General features: G+C 64.8%; 20 protein-coding genes and 4 pseudogenes. 9 read left to right on the top strand and 15 right to left on the bottom strand.

Annotation, left to right across the window (positions count from 1 at the left end):
* Positions 1 to 2: 2 nt before the first annotated feature.
* Entirely contained in the window at positions 3 to 689 is a 687-nt protein-coding gene (locus ABIF91_RS17315) for a DNA-3-methyladenine glycosylase I (protein WP_028181240.1), read from the bottom strand.
* A 156-nt stretch (positions 690 to 845) separates the two neighbouring features.
* Between ABIF91_RS17315 and ABIF91_RS17310 the strand changes: the two are divergent.
* Positions 846 to 1,672: pseudogene (locus ABIF91_RS17310) on the top strand (metallophosphoesterase family protein).
* Here the strand turns inward: ABIF91_RS17310 and ABIF91_RS17305 are convergent.
* The 4 genes from ABIF91_RS17305 to ABIF91_RS17290 form a co-directional block, all read right to left on the bottom strand.
* The gene (locus tag ABIF91_RS17305; protein ID WP_424579278.1) at positions 1,611 to 2,096 is read right to left on the bottom strand and encodes a Crp/Fnr family transcriptional regulator; all 486 of its coding nucleotides are present in this window, start codon (positions 2,094 to 2,096) and stop codon (positions 1,611 to 1,613) included. The pseudogene ABIF91_RS17310 and the gene ABIF91_RS17305 sit on opposite strands and share 62 nt — an antisense overlap.
* A gap of 104 nt (positions 2,097 to 2,200) precedes the next feature.
* Positions 2,201 to 2,941, bottom strand: a complete 741-nt coding sequence (locus ABIF91_RS17300; RefSeq protein ID WP_028181242.1) for a di-trans,poly-cis-decaprenylcistransferase — start codon at positions 2,939 to 2,941, stop codon at positions 2,201 to 2,203.
* Positions 2,942 to 2,972: 31 nt separating this feature from the next.
* Positions 2,973 to 3,347, bottom strand: coding sequence for a transcriptional regulator (locus tag ABIF91_RS17295; protein ID WP_028181243.1), 375 nt, complete (start codon positions 3,345 to 3,347; stop codon positions 2,973 to 2,975).
* A complete protein-coding gene (locus ABIF91_RS17290; protein ID WP_028181244.1) occupies positions 3,334 to 3,951 on the bottom strand; it encodes a hypothetical protein in 618 nt (205 codons plus the stop codon). Before ABIF91_RS17290 ends, ABIF91_RS17295 begins: the two co-directional genes overlap by 14 nt.
* A gap of 205 nt (positions 3,952 to 4,156) precedes the next feature.
* On the opposite strand from ABIF91_RS17290, the pseudogene ABIF91_RS17285 reads away from it, so the two are divergent.
* The 3 genes and pseudogenes from ABIF91_RS17285 to ABIF91_RS17275 form a co-directional block, all read left to right on the top strand.
* A pseudogene (locus ABIF91_RS17285) lies at positions 4,157 to 4,300 on the top strand (serine protease); the annotation flags it as partial.
* Positions 4,301 to 4,398: 98 nt separating this feature from the next.
* A complete protein-coding gene (locus ABIF91_RS17280) occupies positions 4,399 to 5,667 on the top strand; it encodes an IS256 family transposase (protein ID WP_424579277.1) in 1,269 nt (422 codons plus the stop codon).
* Positions 5,668 to 5,696: 29 nt separating this feature from the next.
* Positions 5,697 to 6,809, top strand: a pseudogene (locus ABIF91_RS17275) (S1C family serine protease); the annotation flags it as partial.
* Here the strand turns inward: ABIF91_RS17275 and ABIF91_RS17270 are convergent.
* The 5 genes and pseudogenes from ABIF91_RS17270 to ABIF91_RS17250 form a co-directional block, all read right to left on the bottom strand.
* Entirely contained in the window at positions 6,721 to 6,945 is a 225-nt protein-coding gene (locus ABIF91_RS17270) for a DUF899 family protein (RefSeq protein WP_347335856.1), read from the bottom strand. The pseudogene ABIF91_RS17275 and the gene ABIF91_RS17270 sit on opposite strands and share 89 nt — an antisense overlap.
* A 26-nt stretch (positions 6,946 to 6,971) precedes the next feature.
* Positions 6,972 to 7,307 (bottom strand): annotated as a pseudogene (locus tag ABIF91_RS17265) (SRPBCC family protein); the annotation flags it as partial.
* Between the two features lie 8 nt (positions 7,308 to 7,315).
* Positions 7,316 to 7,768: an ArsR/SmtB family transcription factor gene (locus ABIF91_RS17260; protein ID WP_028181307.1), complete on the bottom strand. Its 453-nt coding sequence runs from the start codon at positions 7,766 to 7,768 to the stop codon at positions 7,316 to 7,318.
* 96 nt (positions 7,769 to 7,864) lie between these two features.
* Positions 7,865 to 8,143: a DUF3551 domain-containing protein gene (locus ABIF91_RS17255; protein ID WP_028181308.1), complete on the bottom strand. Its 279-nt coding sequence runs from the start codon at positions 8,141 to 8,143 to the stop codon at positions 7,865 to 7,867.
* A 151-nt stretch (positions 8,144 to 8,294) separates the two neighbouring features.
* Positions 8,295 to 9,269: a Bug family tripartite tricarboxylate transporter substrate binding protein gene (locus tag ABIF91_RS17250; RefSeq protein ID WP_028181309.1), complete on the bottom strand. Its 975-nt coding sequence runs from the start codon at positions 9,267 to 9,269 to the stop codon at positions 8,295 to 8,297.
* Positions 9,270 to 9,388: 119 nt separating this feature from the next.
* On the opposite strand from ABIF91_RS17250, the gene ABIF91_RS17245 reads away from it, so the two are divergent.
* A complete protein-coding gene (locus ABIF91_RS17245) occupies positions 9,389 to 9,799 on the top strand; it encodes a VOC family protein (RefSeq protein ID WP_028181310.1) in 411 nt (136 codons plus the stop codon).
* Positions 9,800 to 10,019: 220 nt separating this feature from the next.
* A complete protein-coding gene (locus tag ABIF91_RS17240) occupies positions 10,020 to 11,600 on the top strand; it encodes an AMP-binding protein (RefSeq protein WP_028181311.1) in 1,581 nt (526 codons plus the stop codon).
* Positions 11,601 to 11,733: 133 nt separating this feature from the next.
* Here the strand turns inward: ABIF91_RS17240 and ABIF91_RS17235 are convergent, their stop codons facing one another.
* The 4 genes from ABIF91_RS17235 to ABIF91_RS17220 form a co-directional block, all read right to left on the bottom strand.
* Positions 11,734 to 12,828: an HD domain-containing protein gene (locus ABIF91_RS17235; RefSeq protein WP_028181312.1), complete on the bottom strand. Its 1,095-nt coding sequence runs from the start codon at positions 12,826 to 12,828 to the stop codon at positions 11,734 to 11,736.
* Positions 12,829 to 13,212: 384 nt separating this feature from the next.
* Positions 13,213 to 15,498, bottom strand: coding sequence for a xanthine dehydrogenase family protein molybdopterin-binding subunit (locus ABIF91_RS17230; protein WP_028181313.1), 2,286 nt, complete (start codon positions 15,496 to 15,498; stop codon positions 13,213 to 13,215).
* Complete coding sequence (locus ABIF91_RS17225) at positions 15,495 to 15,986, bottom strand: (2Fe-2S)-binding protein (protein WP_028181314.1); 492 nt, start codon at positions 15,984 to 15,986, stop codon at positions 15,495 to 15,497. Before ABIF91_RS17225 ends, ABIF91_RS17230 begins: the two co-directional genes overlap by 4 nt.
* 484 nt (positions 15,987 to 16,470) lie before the next feature.
* Entirely contained in the window at positions 16,471 to 17,295 is an 825-nt protein-coding gene (locus tag ABIF91_RS17220; protein ID WP_424579276.1) for an IS5 family transposase, read from the bottom strand.
* Positions 17,296 to 17,513: 218 nt separating this feature from the next.
* On the opposite strand from ABIF91_RS17220, the gene ABIF91_RS17215 reads away from it, so the two are divergent.
* The 3 genes from ABIF91_RS17215 to ABIF91_RS17205 all read left to right on the top strand — a co-directional run bounded on the left by ABIF91_RS17215 (position 17,514) and on the right by ABIF91_RS17205 (position 19,519).
* On the top strand, positions 17,514 to 18,299 hold the full coding sequence (locus tag ABIF91_RS17215) for an alpha/beta fold hydrolase (protein WP_028178130.1): 786 nt from the start codon (positions 17,514 to 17,516) through the stop codon (positions 18,297 to 18,299).
* 3 nt (positions 18,300 to 18,302) lie between these two features.
* Positions 18,303 to 18,638, top strand: a complete 336-nt coding sequence (locus ABIF91_RS17210; RefSeq protein WP_028178129.1) for a hypothetical protein — start codon at positions 18,303 to 18,305, stop codon at positions 18,636 to 18,638.
* Between the two features lie 209 nt (positions 18,639 to 18,847).
* On the top strand, positions 18,848 to 19,519 hold the full coding sequence (locus ABIF91_RS17205; RefSeq protein ID WP_028178128.1) for a dienelactone hydrolase family protein: 672 nt from the start codon (positions 18,848 to 18,850) through the stop codon (positions 19,517 to 19,519).
* Between the two features lie 77 nt (positions 19,520 to 19,596).
* Here the strand turns inward: ABIF91_RS17205 and ABIF91_RS17200 are convergent, their stop codons facing one another.
* Positions 19,597 to 20,340, bottom strand: coding sequence for a polysaccharide biosynthesis/export family protein (locus ABIF91_RS17200; protein ID WP_028178127.1), 744 nt, complete (start codon positions 20,338 to 20,340; stop codon positions 19,597 to 19,599).
* Positions 20,341 to 20,657 lie beyond the last annotated feature (317 nt).

Raw genomic sequence — 20,657 nt, 5'->3', positions numbered from 1 at the left:
TGCTATTCGCCGCGGTTCTCACCGACCGACAAAGCGCAGATGCGTGACAGATAAGTGTAGGACAGGCCGGTCTCCTCGGCCCAGGCATTGAACTGCGCCTGCACCTTGGCGAGATCGCCCTTCGACTTGACCTCTTCGGCGATGTCGAGACCTGCATCGCGCAGGCAGACCACCACGTCCTTGGACGTCACGAAACCGTCCCAGCCGACGAAGCGCAGCAGCATCTGGCCGGTGTTGCCCCCTAACCGGCTGCCGCGCTTGTTGAGCAGATCGAGCAGGCCGATCTCGTCGGATGACGGCCAGTTCGCCAGAAACCTGCCGAAGCTGCCGTGCTGCTTCGCGATCTCCTGCACGAAGGCGGCGTTGTCGCGCACCGACATGATCTTGGCGCCGTTACGCACGATGCGCGCGTCGCGCAGCAGGCCCTCCCAATAGTCCTCGGGCTGGAAGGTGAGCTTGGCGGGCTGGAAATGCAGGAAGGCGTCTTCAAAGCCGTCCCATTTCGAATCGATCACGCTCCAGGCGAAGCCGGCGCAGAACACCCGCCTGGTCATCTCGGCGAGAATCCGGTCATCGCCGAGCCTGGCCAGCCGCTTCAAGTCCGGCTTGGCCGGCATCAGTTTCTCCAGCGCCCTGGGCCCGCCCTTGCGCTTCTCGGCCCGCGCGCGAATGGTCTTGAAGGAGGTCATACGGGCATCCGCTTTGCGGTGCCCACGACACCAGAATTCGATCAACCGGTCCAGCCCCGCGACGATGACGCGCAGGGGCGGCCATGGTGGTCCGCTTCTTGCTTCATGACGCCTGGAATTCCCAGACATTTTCGAGCTCTCGCCGACGGATTTTCGATGCGTTGCCTGGTCGTGGCCGACCTGCACTATTCGCTGCCCCAGCTCGACTGGCTGGTCAGCGCGGCGCCGCAATTCGACCTCTTGATCTTCGCCGGCGATGCGCTCGACATCGGCTCGATCGTGGACTTCCGCGCCAGATCGTGGTGGTGAAGAAATACCTCGCGCTCCTTGCCGCGCAGACCCGCGTGATCCTCTGCTCCGGCAATCACGACCTGGACGAGCGCAACACCGAAGGCGAGAAGGTCGCACGCTGGATTTCGGAGGTACGCGAGCTGGGCATCGCCTGCGACGGCGACAGCCTCAGCATCGGCGACACAATGCTCACGGTGTGCCCGTGGTGGGACGGGCCGCTGGTGAAGCAGCGCATCGTCGAACAGTTGCGCGATGCCGCCACTGGCCGGCTGCGGCGCTGGATCTGGGCGCATCACGCGCCGCCGGCGGATTCACCGACGAGCTGGGGCGGTAAGCGCTTCTTCGGCGACGTCGAGCTGGTGCAATGGATCATGCAATACCAGCCGTCGATGGTGATCTCGGGCCATGTGCACCAGTCGCCGTTCATCACCGGCGGCTCGTGGTTCGACCGGCTGGGCCAGACCTGGGTCTTCAACACCGGCCTGCAACCGGGCCGACCGCCGACCTGCATCGTCCTCGATCTCGACGCGGACAAGGCGTTCTGGCTCGCGGCCGGCGAAGCCCAATGGATCGACCTGAATGCGCCGCTGAAGCGCCCCGCCGCCCCCATCGAGGCGCCGCCCGACTGGCTCACATTCTTGGATCGGATTTCCGATCCGAGCCTGGCGAGACCTCAAGCGGCGGCAGGTTGATCATGCTCTGGAGCACCTCGCCGATCATGGCCAGATGCGTGCCCTGGCCGGCATATTGCCGCTTGAGATCGGCGAGATAGGTGTTGGCGACATTGAGCCGCTGCGCCAGCATCTTTGCGATCAGCAGGGCCACACCCGGCTCCTTCTCGAGGAACGAGGCGGCGTCCTCGAACTCATAGACGATCGCGTCGGTGCAGGCCCGCACGGTGGCGGTGTGCGGCTGACCCAGCAGCACGGACATCTCGCCGAGCACGGCGCCAGGTTCGGTGACGGTGGCCACCACCATCTCACCCTTGAGCACCTCGAGCTTGCCTTGCATCAGCACGTAGAGGTGGCCGCTGGTGCCACCTTCGTTGACAATCAGCGTGCCGGCGGCGACCTGCCGCTCCGTTCCGCCGGTGCAATAATCCAGGACTGCGCGCATCGCAGAAGCTCCCGTCGCTGCGGACCCCATCACCCCAGACCAGAGCATGATCCGTGCCACACGACAAATCAACGCGTATGAGGGGTGCGCCCGCGCGCCGTGCGTCACACCCGGGAGAGCGAAGGCACCTCTTCCGGCACGATCGCTGGAAGGCCGCCGAAGCGGCGCTCGCGGCCGTGGAAGGCGGCGAGCGCCTCGGCAAGATCGCCCGCATCGAATTCGGGCCACATCCGCTCGGTGAAATGCAGCTCGGCGTAGGCGCCCTCCCAGAGCAGGAAGTCCGACAGCCGCTTCTCGCCCGAGGTACGGATGATGAGATCGACATCGCGAAGGCCAGCCTCGCCGGTGACGAGCTGCGAGAACGCTTCGCGGGTGAGGCTGGTGAGCGCGGCCGCTTTGGCCGCCGCGTTGAGGATCGCATCGCGAGCCGAATAATCCACGGCGATGCGCAGATGCAGCGCGCTTCCGCGGGCGGTCGCCTCTTCGGCGCGCGTGATCGCGGTGGCGATGCCGTCGGGCAGCCGATCGCGGCGGCCGATCACGGTGAGACGCACGCCGTTCCTGACCAGGCTCTGCACCTCGTTGGCGAGATAGAAGCGCAGCAAGGTCATCAGCGCCGCGACCTCCGCCCTCGGCCTTCGCCAATTGTCCGCCGAGAAGGCGTAAAGCGTCAGCGTGCCGATGCCCTGCTTGGGCGCGGCCTCGACGATTCGGCGGATGGTGTCGACGCCGGCCTCGTGGCCACGCACGCGGGACAGGCCGCGCCGCGTCGCCCATCTGCCGTTGCCGTCCATGATGATGCCGACATGAAGCTTCTCGTTGCGCGACGTGGATTCGCTTTGCATTGCAAAGTCTCCGGTCAATAAAAGGGGAGAATCAGGTCGAGGCGATACCGAGGCGCCCGAGCGGCGGCGCCTCGCGGCCGGCGGCTTTCGCCGCGTCGCGCACCAGCCGCTCGAGCACGGCGAGGTAATCGAGGAAACGGCGGCGGCCGGCCTTGGTCAGGCGACAGGTCGTGTGCGGGCGGTTGCCCTCGTAACCCTTGGTCATCTCGACGAGGCCCGCCTCCTGGAGCACGGCAAGGTGCCGGCTGAGATTGCCGTCGGTGAGGCCGCAGAGCTGCTTGAGATCGCCGAATGCCAGCCCCTTGGGATGCGCCATCAGCGAGGTCAGAAGCCCTAGCCTCGCCTTCTCGTGGATGACGCGGTCGAGTCCTTCGTAAGAGAAGGGCGCGCTATCAGTCTTCGACATCGTTGTCTCCAGACGCGAAATGCAGAATGGCCGCCATCACCGATTGCCCGATCACGAAGGGCAGCCCCATGGTCCATGGTGACAGCGTATGGGTTCGGCTTGCCAGCACCACCACTGCGAAGCCGGACACGAAATACCAAGCGCCGGCGAATGCGACGGTGCGCGGCAGTGAGCGGACCGAGGCAAAGATGCCGAGCGACACCAGGATCTGCCACAGGCCCGGCAGCAGCCACAGCGTCTCGCTCGCGAACTTCCACATCACCACCGCGAGCAGCACGCCGGCAACGCCTGCCGGCAGGAACTGCTCGACGGCCTGGTGGATCATGGCATCCGCCAGGCCCGAATGGTGACGGCGCGAACGCGCCCGCATCTCGATGCCGATCATCAGCCCCGAGAGCACGGCGGCACTGAGCCAGCCGATGAAGAATCCGAGCGGCTCGCCGGTGGGGTCATCCAGCAGCCAGAACTGCAGAACCGCGGTGATGAGCGCGACAGCGCCGGTCGCCACCATCGTCGCCGGGCCGTAGCCGCGGAAGGCGGTGCCCGCCGCGATCTGACTGCGGATCGCCACGATGTCGGCCAGCGCCTTGTCGAGATCGCGCATCGGCAACGTAAATCCTCGTTCCACCCGGGGGCGTTTCCGGGACTGCAGGGGCCCGTTACTTTGTATTGCAAAGTATATGGCACCGCAAAGTAAAGGCAAGCCCGAATGTCGCGGCGGCCGGATCGAATCCGAACGGACAACTGGCGGTTGCGCGCTACATATCCTGACGGATAAGATGGACCCGGAAGCGTTCCAGGGGGCTGGTATGTGGCTGAGGTCGTTTGTCGTTGCCTTTGTTTTGCATGTGAGTGTTGTCGGCGCGAATGCGGCGGGACCGTTCGGTAGCGTCAATGTCGGCAACTGGATCGGCGGCGCCTTCAGCAATGATCAGACGGGCGCCTTCTCCCATTGAGCTATGGCGGAATCTGGGTGATGACGGTGTGAGGAAGGCGGCGTATCGAGGCGGGTGACGAGCCTGCCAGAACCTCTCGAGGAGAGCGATACGCCATGACCGAGACTACCAATGTTCTTGCTTTCCGTCAGCCGTCCGCGGTTGATGATCCACTGACCGATATCGTTCGTGCCGGCGCGCGGGACCTGCTTGCCAGGGCGATCGAGATCGAGGTTGGCGCGTTTCTGGCCAGCACGGCCAATCTGACGCTGCCCGACGGTCGAGCGCGCCTGGTCCGACATGGGCACGGTCCGGTGCGCGAGATTGCGACCGGCATCGGTCCGGTGGAGGTCGCTCGTCCCAAGGTCCGCGACCGCGGAGCGAGCGGGCCAGGCGACCGCCTCCGCTTCAGTTCGGCAATCCTGCCGCTATGGGCGCGGCGGACGAAGAGCCTGGATGCCTTGATCCCGGTCCTCTATTTGCGCGGCATCTCGACCGGCGACTTCCAGGAGGCGCTCTCGGCGCTGCTCGGCAAGGATGCGCCGAACCTGTCGCCTTCGGTGATCGCCGGCCTGAAGGCCGATTGGCAGGTCGAGTACGAACGCTGGCAGAGACGCGATCTGTCGGCGCGTCGCTATGTCTACATCTGGGCCGATGGCGTGTACCTGCAGGCCCGCATGGAAGATCACAGCGAATGCATGCTGGTGCTGATTGGCACCACGCCGGAAGGCAAGAAGGAGCTGATCGGCTTCCAGGTCGGCGTGCGCGAGAGCGCGCAGAGCTGGCGCGAACTCCTGATCGACCTGCGGCAACGCGGGTTACGGATTGCCCCGCAACTCGCCATCGGCGACGGCGCCCTCGGCTTCTGGAAGGCACTGGACGAGGCCTTTCCCGGCACGCGGCACCAACGATGCTGGTGCCATAAAGTGAGCAACGTACTCGACAAGGTCGCCAAATCCGTGCAGGGCCCCATGAAGAACGACCTGCGGAACATCTATCTGGCCCCACACCGGGCCGAAGCTGAAACCGCGATCGACGTCTTCGTCGAGAAATACCACGTCAAATACGGACGTGCGGTGGAGTGCCTGATCAAGGATCGCCATGCGCTGCTCGCCTTCTTCGACTTCCCTGCTGAGCACTGGATCGACCTACGCAGCTCGAACCCGATCGAGAGCGTCTTCGCCACGGTGCGCCACCGAACGGTGCGGACCAAGGGATCGCTGTCGCAACAAACTGCGAAGCTGATGGTGTTCAAGCTCATCGACGCCGCATCGAAGACCTGGCGGCGATTGAAGAGCACGAACCAGTTGCCGAAAGTCATCGCCGGTGTAAAGTTCATCGACGGAATCGAAGTCATTCCGAACACTGAAAGCCACGCCGCCTGATCAGGCCGCGTCACCCAAAATCAGCCATAGCTCTCTCCCATTGCGCCGCGACGACGCCCTATGCGAACGGCGTCATCCTCGTCGTGAGCCAGAATGCCGCCGGCACCTGGTCGCTGGCCTTTGCGAGTCTCAGCTACCGCTTCAACAAGGGCGAGAGCGCCCCGATCGACGTGACCTTTGACGGGCAGGAGCAAGCCAGGCTGTACGCTACGGCGTATCAGTCCAACATGCTCACGGCCATCATGCCGCTCAATGTCGTGCGTAGGTTTCAGAAGGCGAGCCTTATGGTGGCAACAGCCGGCCGCGGCGTTCTGAATTTCGATCTGACATCGACCGGGCCGGTCATCTCGGCGTTGGCCAATTGTGTGAGCAAGGTGAAAGCCGACGGTCTCGACAAGGCCGGCGACTTCACCAAGGGCGCGGCCAAGCCGGCAGCGACGGCGGAGAGGCAGGCGTCACCGCCGGCCGGCGGCAAACCTGCGCGGTCCAAGAGCGGCACCGGCTTCGTGGTGAGCACGAGCGGGCACATCGTCACCAACCACCATGTGATCGACGGCTGCATCGGCGACATCAAGGGCAATCTCACGGGCGAGGCCGCAACGGTGCTGCGCGTGGTGTCGAGCGACGCCAACAACGATCTTGCCCTGTTGCAGGCGCCATCGACGACGACATTCAAGGACTTTGCCCGGATCCGCGACCGCTCGATCCGCTCCGGCGATTCCGTGGTCGCGATCGGCTTTCCCTATCACGGAATCCTGACCTCGGACTTCACTGTGACGACCGGCATCGTGAGCTCGCTCAGCGGCATGCGCAACGACTCGCGCTTCCTGCAGATCAGTGCCCCCGTGCAGCCCGGCAATAGCGGCGGGCCACTGTTCGATAGTACCGGTCAAGTCGTGGGCGTGGTCACCGGAAAGATCCCCGCATTGCGTATTGCCGCGGTGACCGGCAACATTCCCGAGAACATCAACTTCGCCATCAAGACCGGCGTGCTGCGCGACTTCCTCGACAATTCCGTGGTGCCCTATCAGACCGCCGAATCGAAGAGCGAGCTCAAGACCACCGACATCGCCACCAACGCCCGGCCCTACACGATGCTGATCTCGTGCAATGCGACGGAGCAGGCGGACGCGAAGCGGTAGCGTGAGCCTTGTCGACCTTGACCCGGGGCAAGGCGCGGCGCTCCTCGGCGAGGCGCTCGCGGGCCGCCGTGAGCTCCTTCTCGCGGACCAGATGGGCCCTGCGCGATGATCCATTGCTCGCGCGGGACGATTTGATGGTGCTGCATGGCGTCCTCCCCGACGTCAGGCGACGAAGGCGTCGAGCTTGTCGAGGAACGAGCTCCAGCCGCGCTCGTGATTGTCGCGTGCGGTCTCGTCGAAGAACTGGGCGTGATGGAAGACCATCAACGTGCCGGCACCGTCCGGCTTCAGCGAGATCGTCACCAGCGATTCACGCTCCGGTGTCGAGTGCCAGGCCCAGGTGAAGACGAGCAGCTCGTTCGGCACCACCTCGCGATAATGGCCGCCGGCTTCGAAATATTCGCCGTCGTCGCGGATGAAGCTGATGCGGTAGCGGCCGCCGAGGCGGACGTCGAGCTCGGCCTGAAGCGTCGCCGGCTTCATGTTCGGCGGCCCGAACCATTGCGCTAGCTGCGCGGCTTGCGTCCAGGCGGCGTAGACCTTTTCGGGCGGCGCGCGGAGCCGGCGCGTGAGCGTGAGGCTTGGACGTTCTGCCGGGCGTTCGGCGGCGTTGGCGGCTGCGTTGGCCATTTCTCATCCTCCACGAAGGCGGCGAGACGATCGAAATTGTGGGACCAGAACTGCGCATAGCGATTGAGCCAGTTCATCGCCTGCTCCATCGGCTGCGCGCTGAGCCGGCAGGCGACGGTGCGCCCGGTCTTCTCCCGCATGATCAGGCCGGCATCCGTGAGCACGTCGAGATGCTTCATGATCGCCGGCAGCGAGACCGGAAACGGGGCCGCCAGCTCGCTCACCGTCAGGCCGTCCTGCTCGCCGAGGCGTGCGAGCAGCGCACGCCGTGTCGGGTCGGACAGCGCCGCAAAGGTCCGGTCCAGCGTCTCGTCCCTATACTTAACCATGTGGTTTAGTATAGCTCCGAACGGAAAGGCGTCAAGCAGGAACCCGTTCGCACGGGTCCGCGCGACTGCGTGATCGGGCAAGCGTGCGAAGCGCGATCAGTACGGAGTGACAGGCCGCGCGCGCCGGTGCGGCCGCGGTTGAGGGACCTGTTGCTGGCCGTAGGCAAAGCGAGGATTGCGATCGCAGAACAGCAGGCGGCCGGAGACGCTGGCCTGGCACTGCTCATAGCTGCTGTAGGCGCATTCGCCGGGATAGTCATACTCGCCGCCCTGCGCGCACCAGGGATAATCGCGCGCCGCGGCGGGGGTGCTGGCGGCAAAACCGACGAGAACCATGGTGGCCAGCGCCGGCAGCGCCAATTGCATCATGCGCATGAGTTCGAATTCCTCTCTTTGTGACGCGAGATACGCCCCCACATATCATCAGGTTTCGTTGCGGCCTTTTATTCCAGATCAACTGGCATTGAGCGTGCAAGAAAAAAGCCCTGCCGAACGGCAGGGCTCCATCTCGATCATCACAAGATCGCTATTCGACCTTCAGGCCGGCGAACTCGACGACCTTCTTCCATTTCTCGGTCTCGGCCTTGATCTCTTCGCCGAACGCCTCTGGCGTCTGCACCCGCGGCTCGCCGCCGAGCTCGACCAGACGCTTGGTCATGTCGGGCTCCTTCATCAGCGCGTTGACCTCGGCATTGAGCTTGGCGATGATCTCCTTCGGCGTGTTCTTCGGCGCACCCATCCCGAACAGCGCGCTGGCCTCGTAGTCCTTCACGGTCTCGGCGATCGCCTGCACGTCGGGCAGTTGCGGCGAGCGCTGCGCGGTGGTGACGCCGATCGCGCGCAGCGAGCCGGAGCGGATGTGCTGGATGATCGAGGGCATGTTGTCGAAGATCACCTGCACCTGGCCGCCGAGCATGTCGGTGATTGCGGGCGCGGCGCCGCGATAGGGCACGTGCTGCATCTTGCAGCCGGTCATGGCCATGAACATCTCGCCGGACAGATGCACCGAGGTGCCGTTGCCTGACGAGGCCATGTTGACCTTGCCGGGATTGGCTTTCACATATTCGATGAACTCGGCGACGTTCTTGGCCGGGACGTCCTTGTTGACGGTCATCACGTTCGGCACCCGCTGGAACGAGGCGACCGGCGCGATGTCGCGCACGAAATTGAACTTCAGGTTGGCGTAGAGCGAGGCATTGATGTAGTTGGCCGGATTGACCAGCTGCAGCGTGTAGCCGTCGGGCTCGGCATTGACGACCGATTCGGTGGCGATATTGTTCCCGGCGCCCGGCTTGTTCTCGACCACGAATTGCTGGCCGAGCTTTTCCGAGAGCCGCTGGCCGAGCAGCCGCGCCAGGATGTCGGTGGCCCCGCCCGGCGGATAGCCGACCACCCATTTCACCGGACGGGCCGGGTAATCGGCGGCAAGGGCCTTCGACAGCGGGGTGGCTGCAAGCGGACTGGCGGCGAGCAGGCCCAGCGCGGCACGGCGAGTGATCATCTCAAGGGTTCTCCCAGTGTTGTTCTTGAAAGTCGGATAGCTTGAAAGTCGCGTCGGTTGTAACAAAGCTTGCTACAGGCGGAAAGTGCGCAGCGCGCATCACGACGAAAGGATGAGACATGCCGGTCAAGGTTCACGCCCTGGATCATCTCGTGATCAATGTCAGCGATGTCGCGGTGACCGCGGAGTGGTATCGCAAGATTCTCGGCATGGAAGTCAAGCTGTTCGATCCTGGCGGCGGCAAGCCGCCCCGCACTTTGCTTGAATTCGGTAACCAGAAGATCAACGTCCGGCAACGCGATGCAGATAAAGTGGAGTGGTTCACCGCCGGCCACCCGACCGCCGGCAGCGAGGATCTGTGCTTTCTCACCTCGGCCAAACCGGACGAGGTGGTGGCGCATTTGCAGGCACATGGCGTCGCGATCGAAGCAGGCCCAGGCCCGAGGCAAGGCGCGCGCGGCACGCTGCGCTCGGTCTATTGCAGGGACCCGGATGGCAGCTTGATCGAGATTTCGTCGTACGAGGATTGAGGCGCTCACGCACCACCCCCACCGTCATTGCGAGCGAAGCGAAGCAATCCAGACTGTCTCCTCGGAGGGATCCTCGGTTGCTTCGTCGCAAGAGCTCCTCGCGATGACGGTGGAGAGACTGCCCGCCCAGCGCCATTTGCGCCTGGCGCCATCCGGTGGCAGGAAGACGCAATCATCAAAAAGCAGCCGCCAGCAAGATGCAGGCTGCACGGGAGGACACATGGCTATCCAGAAAACCACCGCCGGAATCGTGGGCCCCTTCGACGGGCTCGACGTGCCCTGGCTCTTGAGGATGCGCGCCGAGGTGCGCAGCTCCCATCCGTTCCTGATCTGGGCGCCGTTCGACGCGCCGGCGCGGCACTGGAGCTATGGCGAATTTCACGAGCGAGTCGGTGCGCTCGCGGCTGGGCTGGCCAGGCGTGGTGTCAAGCCCGGCGAATATGTGCTCATTCATCTCGACAATTGCATCGAGGCTATGCTGGCCTGGTTTGCCTGTGTCGAGCTCGGCGCCATCGCGGTCACCACCAACACCCGCTCGGCGCCGGCGGAGATCGAGTATTTCGCCGATCATTGCGGCGCAGTCGCCGCGATCACGCAGCCGGCCTATGCGGAAGTCGTCGCGCGGAACTGCCGCAACATTCGCTGGATGGCCGTGACGTCGCATGACGCCGGCACGGCGCCTGCGCAGGCCGTCTCGCGCGGCGACAGTTTCGAGGCGCTGTTCGCCGACAGCGCCGACCGCCCGCAGCGGGCGGCCGATCCGCTGGCGCCTTGCAGCGTGCAGTACACCTCCGGCACCACGTCGCGGCCGAAAGCGGTGCTGTGGACCCATGCCAACGCGCTGTGGGGCGCCAAGATCAACGCCGCGCATGAGGATCTGCATGCGAGCGACGTGCACCAGACCTATCTGCCGCTGTTCCACACCAATGCGCTGGCTTACTCCATGCTGGCGACGCTGTGGGTCGGCGGCTCCTGCGTGATCCAGCCGCGCTTCTCCGCCAGCCGGTTCTGGAGCGTCGCGCGCGCGCACGGCGCGACCTGGACCTCGACCATTCCGTTCTGCATGAAGGCCCTGCTCGAGCAGGAAATCCCGAAGGACCACAAATTCCGCCTGTGGGGCACGGCGATCAACGAGCCGCCGGCCTTCGCCGCGTTCGGCGTCAAGGTCATCGGCTGGTGGGGCATGACCGAGACCATCACCCACGGCATCGTCGGCGAGGTCGATCAGCCCAACATCCCGATGTCGATCGGTCGCGCCGCGCCCGAATACCAGATCCGCATCACCGACGATGACGGACGGCCGACGGAAGTCGGCGGCACCGGCAACCTCGCGATCAAGGGCATCCCCGGCCTGTCGCTGTTCCCAGAATATCTGCACAACGAGAAGGCGACGCGCGAGAGTTTTGACGAGCACGGCTTCTTTCTCACCGGCGACCGCGTCGAGCGGCTTCAGAACGGCTACATCAAGTTCGGCGACCGCGCCAAGGACATGCTGAAGGTCGGCGGTGAGAACGTCGCGGCCTCCGAGATCGAGCAGGTGATCGCGCTGGTCCCCGGCGTGCGCGAGGCGGCGGTGGTGGCGAAGACGCATCCGATGCTGGACGAGGTGCCGGTCGTCTTCATCATCCCGCAAGGCGGCGTCGCGGGCGCCGCGCCCGACCTGCATGACAGGGTGATGGCCGCCTGCCGCAAGGGCCTCGCCGACTTCAAGGTGCCGCGCGAGATCAGGCTCGTCGACGACATGCCGCGCTCGACGCTGGAAAAGGTAGCGAAGGCGGAGTTGAGGAAGATGGTGGGGTAGCGCAAGCCAAACGGCGCGCTGCCGTAGGGTGGGCAAAGCGAAGCGTGCCCACCATTCTGAGTGTGATCGGAGAAGGCTCGTGGGCACGGCGCTGCGCGCCTTTGCCCACCCTACGGCAGCGGAGAACGCTGCGCTAGAACGACCCCAGCGCCACCGGGCGGAACGCCTGCAACAGCTGCTGGTCGAGCTTGCCGCCCATGCCTTCCATCATCGTGAACGCGCGGGAGTGGGTGAAGGGCATGCGGTAGGCGCGCTTCTCCACCAGGGCGGCGTAGATGTCGACGATCGTCGTCAGCCGCACGATGTCGCTGATCTGGTTCGACGACAGGCCGTTCGGATAGCCGGAGCCGTCGAGGAATTCGTGATGATGCAGCACCACGTCCAGCATCTCCGGCGGGAAGCCGCCTTGTGCAGCGAGCGCTTCATAGCCGCGACGCGGATGCTGGCGCACCTCTTCCATCTCCTCGTCGGTGAGCTTGCCGGGCTTGTCGAGCAGCGCGGCGGGAACGAAGGCCTTGCCGACGTCGTGCAGCAGCGCGGCGCGGGTCAGGCGGCGCTGGTCGTCCTCGCGCATGCCGAGATGCTGGGCGAAGGCGACGGCGAAGCCGGTGACGAACAGGCAATGGCGATAGCTGCCGACATGGTGGCAGCCGACCGTGGTCAGCCATTCGCGCAGCGAGGAATGCTTGATCGCCTTCAGAATCTTGCTCTCGGCCGCAATGACGTCGTCGAAGGTCAGGGACACGCCGAGCGGCATCTTCTCGAACATCCTGACCAGCACCGCGTGCGCCGCCTCGACGCCGCGGTTGAGCGTCTTGCCGCGATCGGTCGCGTCATAGGCGGCAGTGTCCGGGAAGGCGGCGCGGATGCGCTGCAGGATGGCCTCGGGCTGAAGCGGCCGCGAGATGGTGTCGGTGGCCCCCAACGCCCAGGCCTGCATGGTGCCGTGATGCAGGGCGTCCGCGAGCACGAACAGCCGCGGCATCGAGCGGTACGCATCGCCGCGCAGCTTGTTGCGGACCCGCTGCACGCTTTCGGGCGAGCGCAGGTTGATGTCGACCACGAGGCCGGAGAGATCGCGCGCGGGTTGGGCGGGGATGGCCTCTGTCGTCACTGTCGAGACGTCGCCGACCGCTTTCAGAATGCTGGCAAGCTCGCTGCTCTCGTCGCTGCGATCGGAGGCGAGCAGAAGCCGACGTTTGGCGGCGGGTTTCGCTGAGGCGTTCATGACTTCCCCAAGGCACGGGACGGATTTGGCGTCAGCCTAAGCCGGATCAGGTTCTCTGGCCCTTAAGAGGCGTGCTCAATGGAACCCTGCGGAATTGCGTCCAATTTTACGAGTTTCGGTCCCCTTAGGAGGAACTTCAAAACCCGCGAAAACAACCCCATGCACAGTAGAACTGGCATTGATAATAAAGGGGAATTTTTGGCTCCGAAATTCTCCGTCATGGCCGGCCCGTCCCGGCCATCCACGGCCTGAGCCGGGACACGAAGAACGTGGATGCCCCGGGACAAGCCCGGGAACGACGGTGAACGCGGCCGCAAAGGCTCAAAACAAATCCGCCGGAGGTTGGTCCTCCGGCGGATTGTCTCAAGCAGCATTCATCCAACCTTACGCCTTCATGCTCGCCTTCACGGCCTCTGCCGTGATCGGCAGCGCGCGGACACGGGCACCGCTGGCATTGAAGATGGCGTTGCCGATGGCGGGGGCCACCACCGTCACCGCGGGCTCGCCGACGCCGGTGGCCTTCTCGCCATTGGCGATCACGGCAACCGCAACCTCGGGCGTCTGGCTCATGCGCAGCGGCGTGTAGCTGTCGAAATTGGTCTGCTCGATGCCACCGTCCTTCAGCGTCGCCTTCTCGTACATCGCCAGAGACAGGCCCCACAGCGCCGCGCCCTCGACCTGGGCGCGGATGTTGTCGGGATGCACCTGCGTGCCCACGTCGGTTGCGATCGTGAGCTTCTTCACGGTCACCGCGCCCGACGGCGCGACGGCGACGTGAGCCACGCACGCCGTCCAGCTCGCGCTCGCGCGTTCCTGCGACGAGACGCAGGCAACGCCCATGCCCTCGCCTTTCGGCAATTGCCTGGTGCCGTAGCCGGACAGTCCCATCGCGGCGAGCAGCGTGTTGCGCAGCCGTTGCGCGCCGCCGTCGTTCTTGCCGGCGCCGTCGAGCAGCGAGATGCGGAACTGCGCGGGATCCTTGCCAGTCGCAGCCGCGATCTCGTCGATCATGCTTTCGACCGCCCAGAAGGTCCAGCCCGGCGCCACCGAGCGAAGCTGGCCGGACGGCGTGGCATTGTGCGCGAGCTCGTTCTTGATCGCGCGCACGTAATGGTTGGGCACCGTGTAGAAGAAGTCCGCTCCATTGACCGTGAAGGAATCGAGCGGCCCCTTCTTGTCGACCGAGGGCGTCAGGAAATCGGGGATTCCCCAGCGCGCGGTCGGCCAGGCCGAGACCACGTCGTGGCTGATGGCGATGAGCTTGCCGTCGCCGTCCACGCCGGCCTTCACCTTCTGATAGGTGAGCGGACGCGAGAAATCCATCGTCATGTCGTTCTCGCGCGAGTAGATCACCTTCACCGGCTTGCCGACCGCCTTCGCCGCCTGCACGGCGGGAATCATCATGTCGGCATCGAGCCGCCGGCCGAAGCCGCCGCCGAGCCACATCTGATGCATGACCACGAACTTCGGATCGATCCCGGCGGCGCCTGCGGCGATCGCACCGGAGCGCGTCGCGAACTGGTTGCCGGAATAGATGTGCAGGATGTCGCCCTTGAACTCCGCGGTGGCGTTCATCGGCTCCAGCGGCGCGTGGATGTTGATGCTGGTGGTGTACTCGGCTTCCACCACCTTGGCCGCGGAGCCGAACGCAGCAACGGGATCGCCGTCCTTGACGAAGAACTGGCCGGAATCCTCCAGCTTCTGAAGCCGCATGGCTTCATCGAGCAGCGACTGGCTCGACAGCTTCGCGTTTGGACCGCCGTCATAGGCGATTTTCAGCGCCTGCGCCGCCTTCCTGGCGTTGGCATAGGTGCTGGCGACGGCGACGACCCAGCCCGACGTCGTGCCGGTCTTGTCGTCGAGCGTGATGGCCTTGATGAAGCCCGGCACCTTCTTCGCCGCGCTGTCGTCGACCGATTTCACCGTGGCGCCGAAGCGCACCGGCGGCGTGACCACCGCCCCATAGGCCATACCCGGCAGCATCACGTCGATGCCGTACTTCGCCGTGCCATTGGTCTTGGAGGGAATGTCGAGTTGCGGCACCGACACCCCGATCAGGGTGTATTGATCCGGCGTCTTCAGCTTGATCGCCTTCAGCTCGTCCGGCGTGAAGGTCTTGGTCGCCTTGCCGCTCTTCACGACGTCGGCGAACGACATCTGCTTCTTCGACTTCGGATGCACGATCATGGAATCGCGCACCACGAGCTCCGACGCCGGCACGCCCATTGCGGCGGCCGCACCCTCCGTCAGGGCCATGCGGCCGGCGGCGCCCGCGCGGCTCATGGCGTCAAAGTTCATCATGGTCGACCAGCTGCCGCCGGTGATCTGCGCGCCCAGAACGGGATCGTTGAACTTCGGATCGTTGGAGGCGAGCGATACGCGCATGTCGCTCCACTTCGCGCCCAGCTCCTCACAGACGAGCTGCGCCATGGTGGAGGCGACGTGCTGGCCCATATCGGCCTTGCCGCAGGTCACGGTGACGAGACCATCCGGCGAGATCGCATACCATACGCTCGGCTCGAAACTGGCGGGCGCAGCGGCCACCGCGGAATCGATGCCGGGCACGCCGGCATAGCCGAGCACGAGGCCGGTCGCGGCGGTGCCGACCAGGAAGGAGCGGCGGCTGAGATCGGTCGTCGCGGGGACGACGTTCTTCACATGCTCGTTCATGTGGGCCTCCGCTCGCTGGAGGTGGCGGACGCGGTGCGCATCTCGGATGCGGCGCGCATGATCGCCTTCTGGATCCGCGAATAGGTCATGCAACGGCAAAGATTGCCGTCCATATGCGCGACCACTTCTTCCCTGGTCGGATTGGGATTCCTCGCGAGCAGCGAGGCCGCCTGCATGATCTGCCCGGACTGGCAGTAGCCGCATTGCGGCACCTGCTCGGCGATCCACGCCTTCTGCAAGGGATGATCGCCCTTGGCGGAGAGGCCTTCGATGGTGGTGATCTTCTTGCCGGCGACGTCGCCGATCAAGGTCTGGCACGAGCGCACGGCTTCGCCGTTGACGTGCACCGTGCAGGCACCGCACAGCCCGGCGCCGCAGCCGAACTTGGTGCCCGTCATCTGCAATTGCTCGCGGATCGCCCAGAGGAGCGGCGTATCATTCGCCGCATCCACGGACAGACTCCGCCCGTTGATGGTGAGTGTTGGCATAGGCGTCTTCCCCTGCCGGTGCATGAAGCCGCTTACGGCGGCAATTTGTGCGGCTGAAGCCCACCGGGCTGGCGTCAGCCTTGCCCGGAAGAATGATCGCGTTCAGGCGGCGAGGCAAATGCAATTTGGAAGCAGTCGAGAAAACCACGTTCACACCCGTTCGTTGTGCGCCGCGCCAACGGCGCCGGCGCAGCTACTGGACACAACAGCGAGCACACCAGACATGCGTGCCATCGCATTCCGGCAGTTTCTTCGAGGTAACTTCGCAAAGTAGAATGGAGCACTCGCGAACCCTTAACCCCCTGGAGGACAGGGCTATCGCATATGGAAGCGCGGCGGAAAGCTCGCCTGCGGCCATCCTTCGAGACGCCCGCCTCCGGCGGCCCCTCAGAATGAGGGCGGAGTGTGCAGCAGCAGTTTCAAAGGACACCGCTCTAGCGAAGCCTCATCCTGAGAGCCTGACTCAAAAAGCGCAAGAACGCTTTCAAGGTCTGGCCAGTCGGCGAATTAGGCCCCTCAGATGGGCGATGAGCAGCCATGCGAGCTCGGTGGCGGCCGAGCCTTCGAAGTCTTTGGACAGGCGCCGGCATCTGCCGAGCCATGCAAAGGTACGCTCGACAACCCAGCGCCTGGGCAGGAGCTGGAAGCCTTTGACTCCGAGCGGTCGCTCAACGATCTCGATCGTCCACGGCCCACAGCCGGAGAGTGCGTTGACAAGCTGTTTGCCGCGATAGATCCGGTCGGCAAAGACATGCTCAAGCCTTGGGAAGCGGCCTCGCAAGTCCTCCAACAGGGGAACGGCACCATGGACGTCCTGAATGTTGGCGGGATGAACATATGCAGCCAGCAGAAAGCCGTTGGTGTCGGTCACGATATGGCGCTTGCGCCCATGGAGACGCTTGCCGGCGTCGAATCCACGCGGCCCGCCGGCCTCCGTTGTCGAGGCCGTCTGACTATCGATGACGGCAGCTGTCGGTGTGGGCTTTCGTCCTAGTTTCCGACGTGCCTTCCGAACCAAGGCTTCGACGATCTCCTGCCATCTACCCGTGTCGCGCCAAGCGTAAAAATAGCCCTGCACCGTCGAGTATGGCGGGAACTCCTTCGGCAAGGCTCGCCATTGGCAGCCGCTCGACAGAATATAGAAGATTGCCTGCACGATCTCGCGTAGGTCGACCTCCCGCGGCCGGCCCAATCGCCGGCGCGGCGGCATCTGCCGGGCGATCAACGCCCATTCTGCATCGGTCAGATCACTTGTGTAACGCAGCCCACTGCGCTGATACTGGAGACGAGCGGCTTTGGTCCACGGCATGGTGTCCTCCCTCGAATCTTTGCAAATCCGAAGGAATCACAGGCCCGCCAAAACCGCTCACCCTTTTTCGGTCAGGCTCTGAGGAGACCGCGGAGCGGTCGTCTAAGGACGAGGCGCTTGCTCAGACCTTTCCGAGAGATCATATGCGATTCCTCTCCCCTTCCATGGAGGGTGAAGCACTGAAGTCGCGGCTGGAATAAAACGAAAGGGCGGAAGCAATGCCGAGGATCGATCGGGACGGCGTCAATATCTACTACGAGGTTCATGGCGAGGGGCCGCCGTTGCTGCTGACGCACGGCTATTCCTCGACCTCGGCGATGTGGCATGGGCAGGTCGAAGCGTTCGCGAGGGATCACAAGCTGATCCTGTGGGACATGCGCGGCCACGGCCAGTCCGACTATCCCGATGATCCGAGCGCATACAGCGAAGCGCTGACCGTCGGCGACATGGCGGCGATCCTCGATGCGGTCGGAGCGAAGCGCGCCATCATCGGCGGTCTCTCGCTCGGCGGCTACATGTCGCTTGCGTTCTATCGCGCGCATCCCGATCGTGCCCGCGCGCTGCTGATCATCGACACCGGTCCTGGCTTCAAGAAGGACGACGCGCGCGAGGCCTGGAACGCGCGGGCGCTTGCGACCGCCGACAGGCTCGACCGCGAAGGCCTCGAGATGCTGAAATCGGCGACGCGCGAGCGCGCCACCGCCAGCCATCGCAACGCCAATGGGCTGGCGCTGGCCGCGCGCGGCATGCTGACCCAGCGCGATGCGCGCGTGATGGAGCTATTGCCCGACATCAAGGTGCCGTCACTGATCGTGGTCGGCGCCGACGACACGCCATTCCTCGCCGCGTCCGACTACATGGCGGCGAAGATCCCCGGCGCACAAAAGGTCGTGATCCCCGCGGCCGGACACGCCGTCAACATCGATCAGCCCAAGGCTTTTGTTGACGCGGTCGCGCCTTTCCTGAAGAACTTGCCGGCACAGGTCGATCAAGCAAGGACGTAGGCGATGAAGCTGATGATGCTGGCTGCGGGCGCGATGTTGCTGTCGGTATCTGCGCAGGCGGAACCGTTCGGCGCCATACCGCCGCGCCGGCCCTTCGTCGCGACCTTGTCGAACAACACGCCGCTCGCCTTCGGCATGGATGCGGAGCAGACCGCGCGCGCCCTCGGCCAGCCGCTGCAATATGTCCGAGGGCGTCCCGGCAACGAGATCTATCTCGCGCTGCGCAACATCGGCGGCAGCGGCCTGATCCCCTACCGTCACCGCCTGTTCCTGCAATTCCGTCACGGACGGCTGGCAGGATGGAAGGAGGACTACGGCGAGAACTGGATGTGGGAGTGATGGCGGCCCTTCATGACCCAGAGAAGAAATCGTATCCGCGCTGTCGCGCATTGAAGTTGCCACATCGTCATGGCCGGGCTTGTCCCGGCCATCCACGATCCTTCGTGCGGCGCCAAGAACGTGGATGCCCGGGACAAGCCCGGGCATGACGAGACTGTGGCGCGAGTAGAATTCCCAACTAACGACCATCAAGAAGAAGGACAATTCGCGTGGGACAGGACATCAAGCTGACGGCCTCCGACAATTTCCAGCTCGGCGCCTATCGCGCTGACCCCTCCGGCACGCCGAAGGGCGCGGTCGTGGTGATCCAGGAGATCTTCGGGGTCAATCACCACATCCGCTCGGTCTGCGACCGGCTGGCGAAGGAAGGTTATGTCGCGATCGCGCCGTCGATCTTCGACCGGACGTCACCGAACTTCCAGTCGGGCTATTCGCCCGACGAGATCGCGGAGGCGCGCAAGTTCGTCGCCAATCCGGATTGGGCCGCGATGCTGCGCGACACGCAAGCCGCGATCGATGCCGCAAAGAGTGTCGGCCCCGTTGGCATCATCGGCTTCTGTCTCGGCGGCAGCGTCGCCTTCGTCGCGGCGACGCGGCTGTCGGGGCTGAAGGCCGCGGTGGGCTATTACGGCGGCGCGGTCGTGCGCTTTGCCGACGAGACGCCGAAGGTGCCGACGCAGCTGCATTTCGGCGAGAAGGATGCCGGCATCCCGCTGACCGACGTCGAGACCATCAAGTCGAAACGGCCCGACGTCGAGGTCTTCATCTATCCGGGCGCCCAGCACGGCTTCCATTGCGACGAGCGCGCCAGCTACGACAAGGCCAGCGCCGACATCGCCTGGCCGCGCAGCATGGCGTTCTTCGCGAAGCATTTGAAGTAGGACGCTTCTCTTTCCGCTGTCATTCCGGGCTCGCGCTACGCGCGCCCCGGAATGACGAGGAGAGAGTTGGCCGAAACCTAGAACCAGCGCTCGCCGACGAACACGGTATCGCCCGGGCTGAGGGGTGTGCCGAGCGGCACCACGGCGCGCATGGCGCCGCCGTTCTCGGTATGCGTGATGGTGACCAGGTCGCGCTTGGCGCGCGGCGAGAAACCGCCGGCGATGGCGACCGCGCTCTCGACCGTCATGTTCGGCACGTAAGGATACTGGCCGGGCGCGAGGACCTCGCCCAGGATGAAGAACGGACGATAGGCCTCGATCTCGACCGCCACCGAGGGCTCGCGGATGTAGCCGTTGCGCAGGCGCGCGGCGATCTCGCCGGCCAGACCTGCCGTGGTGCGGCCGCGCGCCGGCACGGCGCCGATCAGCGGCATGGTGATGGAGCCGCCGGCATCGATCGAATAGCTGTTGGTGAGACCTTCCTGGCCGTAGACGACGACGCGAAGCTTGTCGCCGGCGTCGAGATGGTAGGAGGTGCCGTGGCGCACCGTCATCGGCGCCGCGTAGCCGATCGGCATCGGTGCGGGCGACGCTGCAAAGGAGTCGCTGAGCGCTGCGATGGCGCCACCGCCGTTGTTGGCGACGACGACCGGCTGCGGCGCGCTGTAGGGCTGGCCATAGGCCATGGAGTCGAGATCGGCGCGCGGCTGCATCACCGCGACGGGACCGGCGGTCTGCATGCAGCCGCCGAGGGCAAGCGCGGCGGACGCTGCCAGGGACGCTGCCAAGATCGACCATCGAAACGCGCGTGCAACCGGCACCGGACTTATCCCTCGAAACGAGACGGCTCCAGTGATGCACCGGTTATGGTTAATAAAGCGTTGAACGGGGGCTATGAGCAACGGGCGCGGTACGCTCCCTCTCCCGCTTGCGGGAGAGGGTTGGGGAGAGGGTGTCTCCACAAAAGGACCATCATCTCGAGGAAAGAGCCCTCACCCGCATTGCATCTCACGATGCAATGCGACCTCTCCCGCAAGCGGGAGAGGTGCAGCGAGCCCGGAACTGGCTCAAGTGCTCACGCCAACCCCGATCGTAAAGCGGCTCCAGCTTCGCGCCGTTGACGAATGGGTGCTCGCGG

Origin of the sequence: Bradyrhizobium sp. USDA 241, assembly GCF_049739505.1 — a bacterium.
Classification (GTDB): domain Bacteria; phylum Pseudomonadota; class Alphaproteobacteria; order Rhizobiales; family Xanthobacteraceae; genus Bradyrhizobium; species Bradyrhizobium liaoningense.
This window is presented reverse-complemented; position numbering and strand designations above follow the sequence as displayed.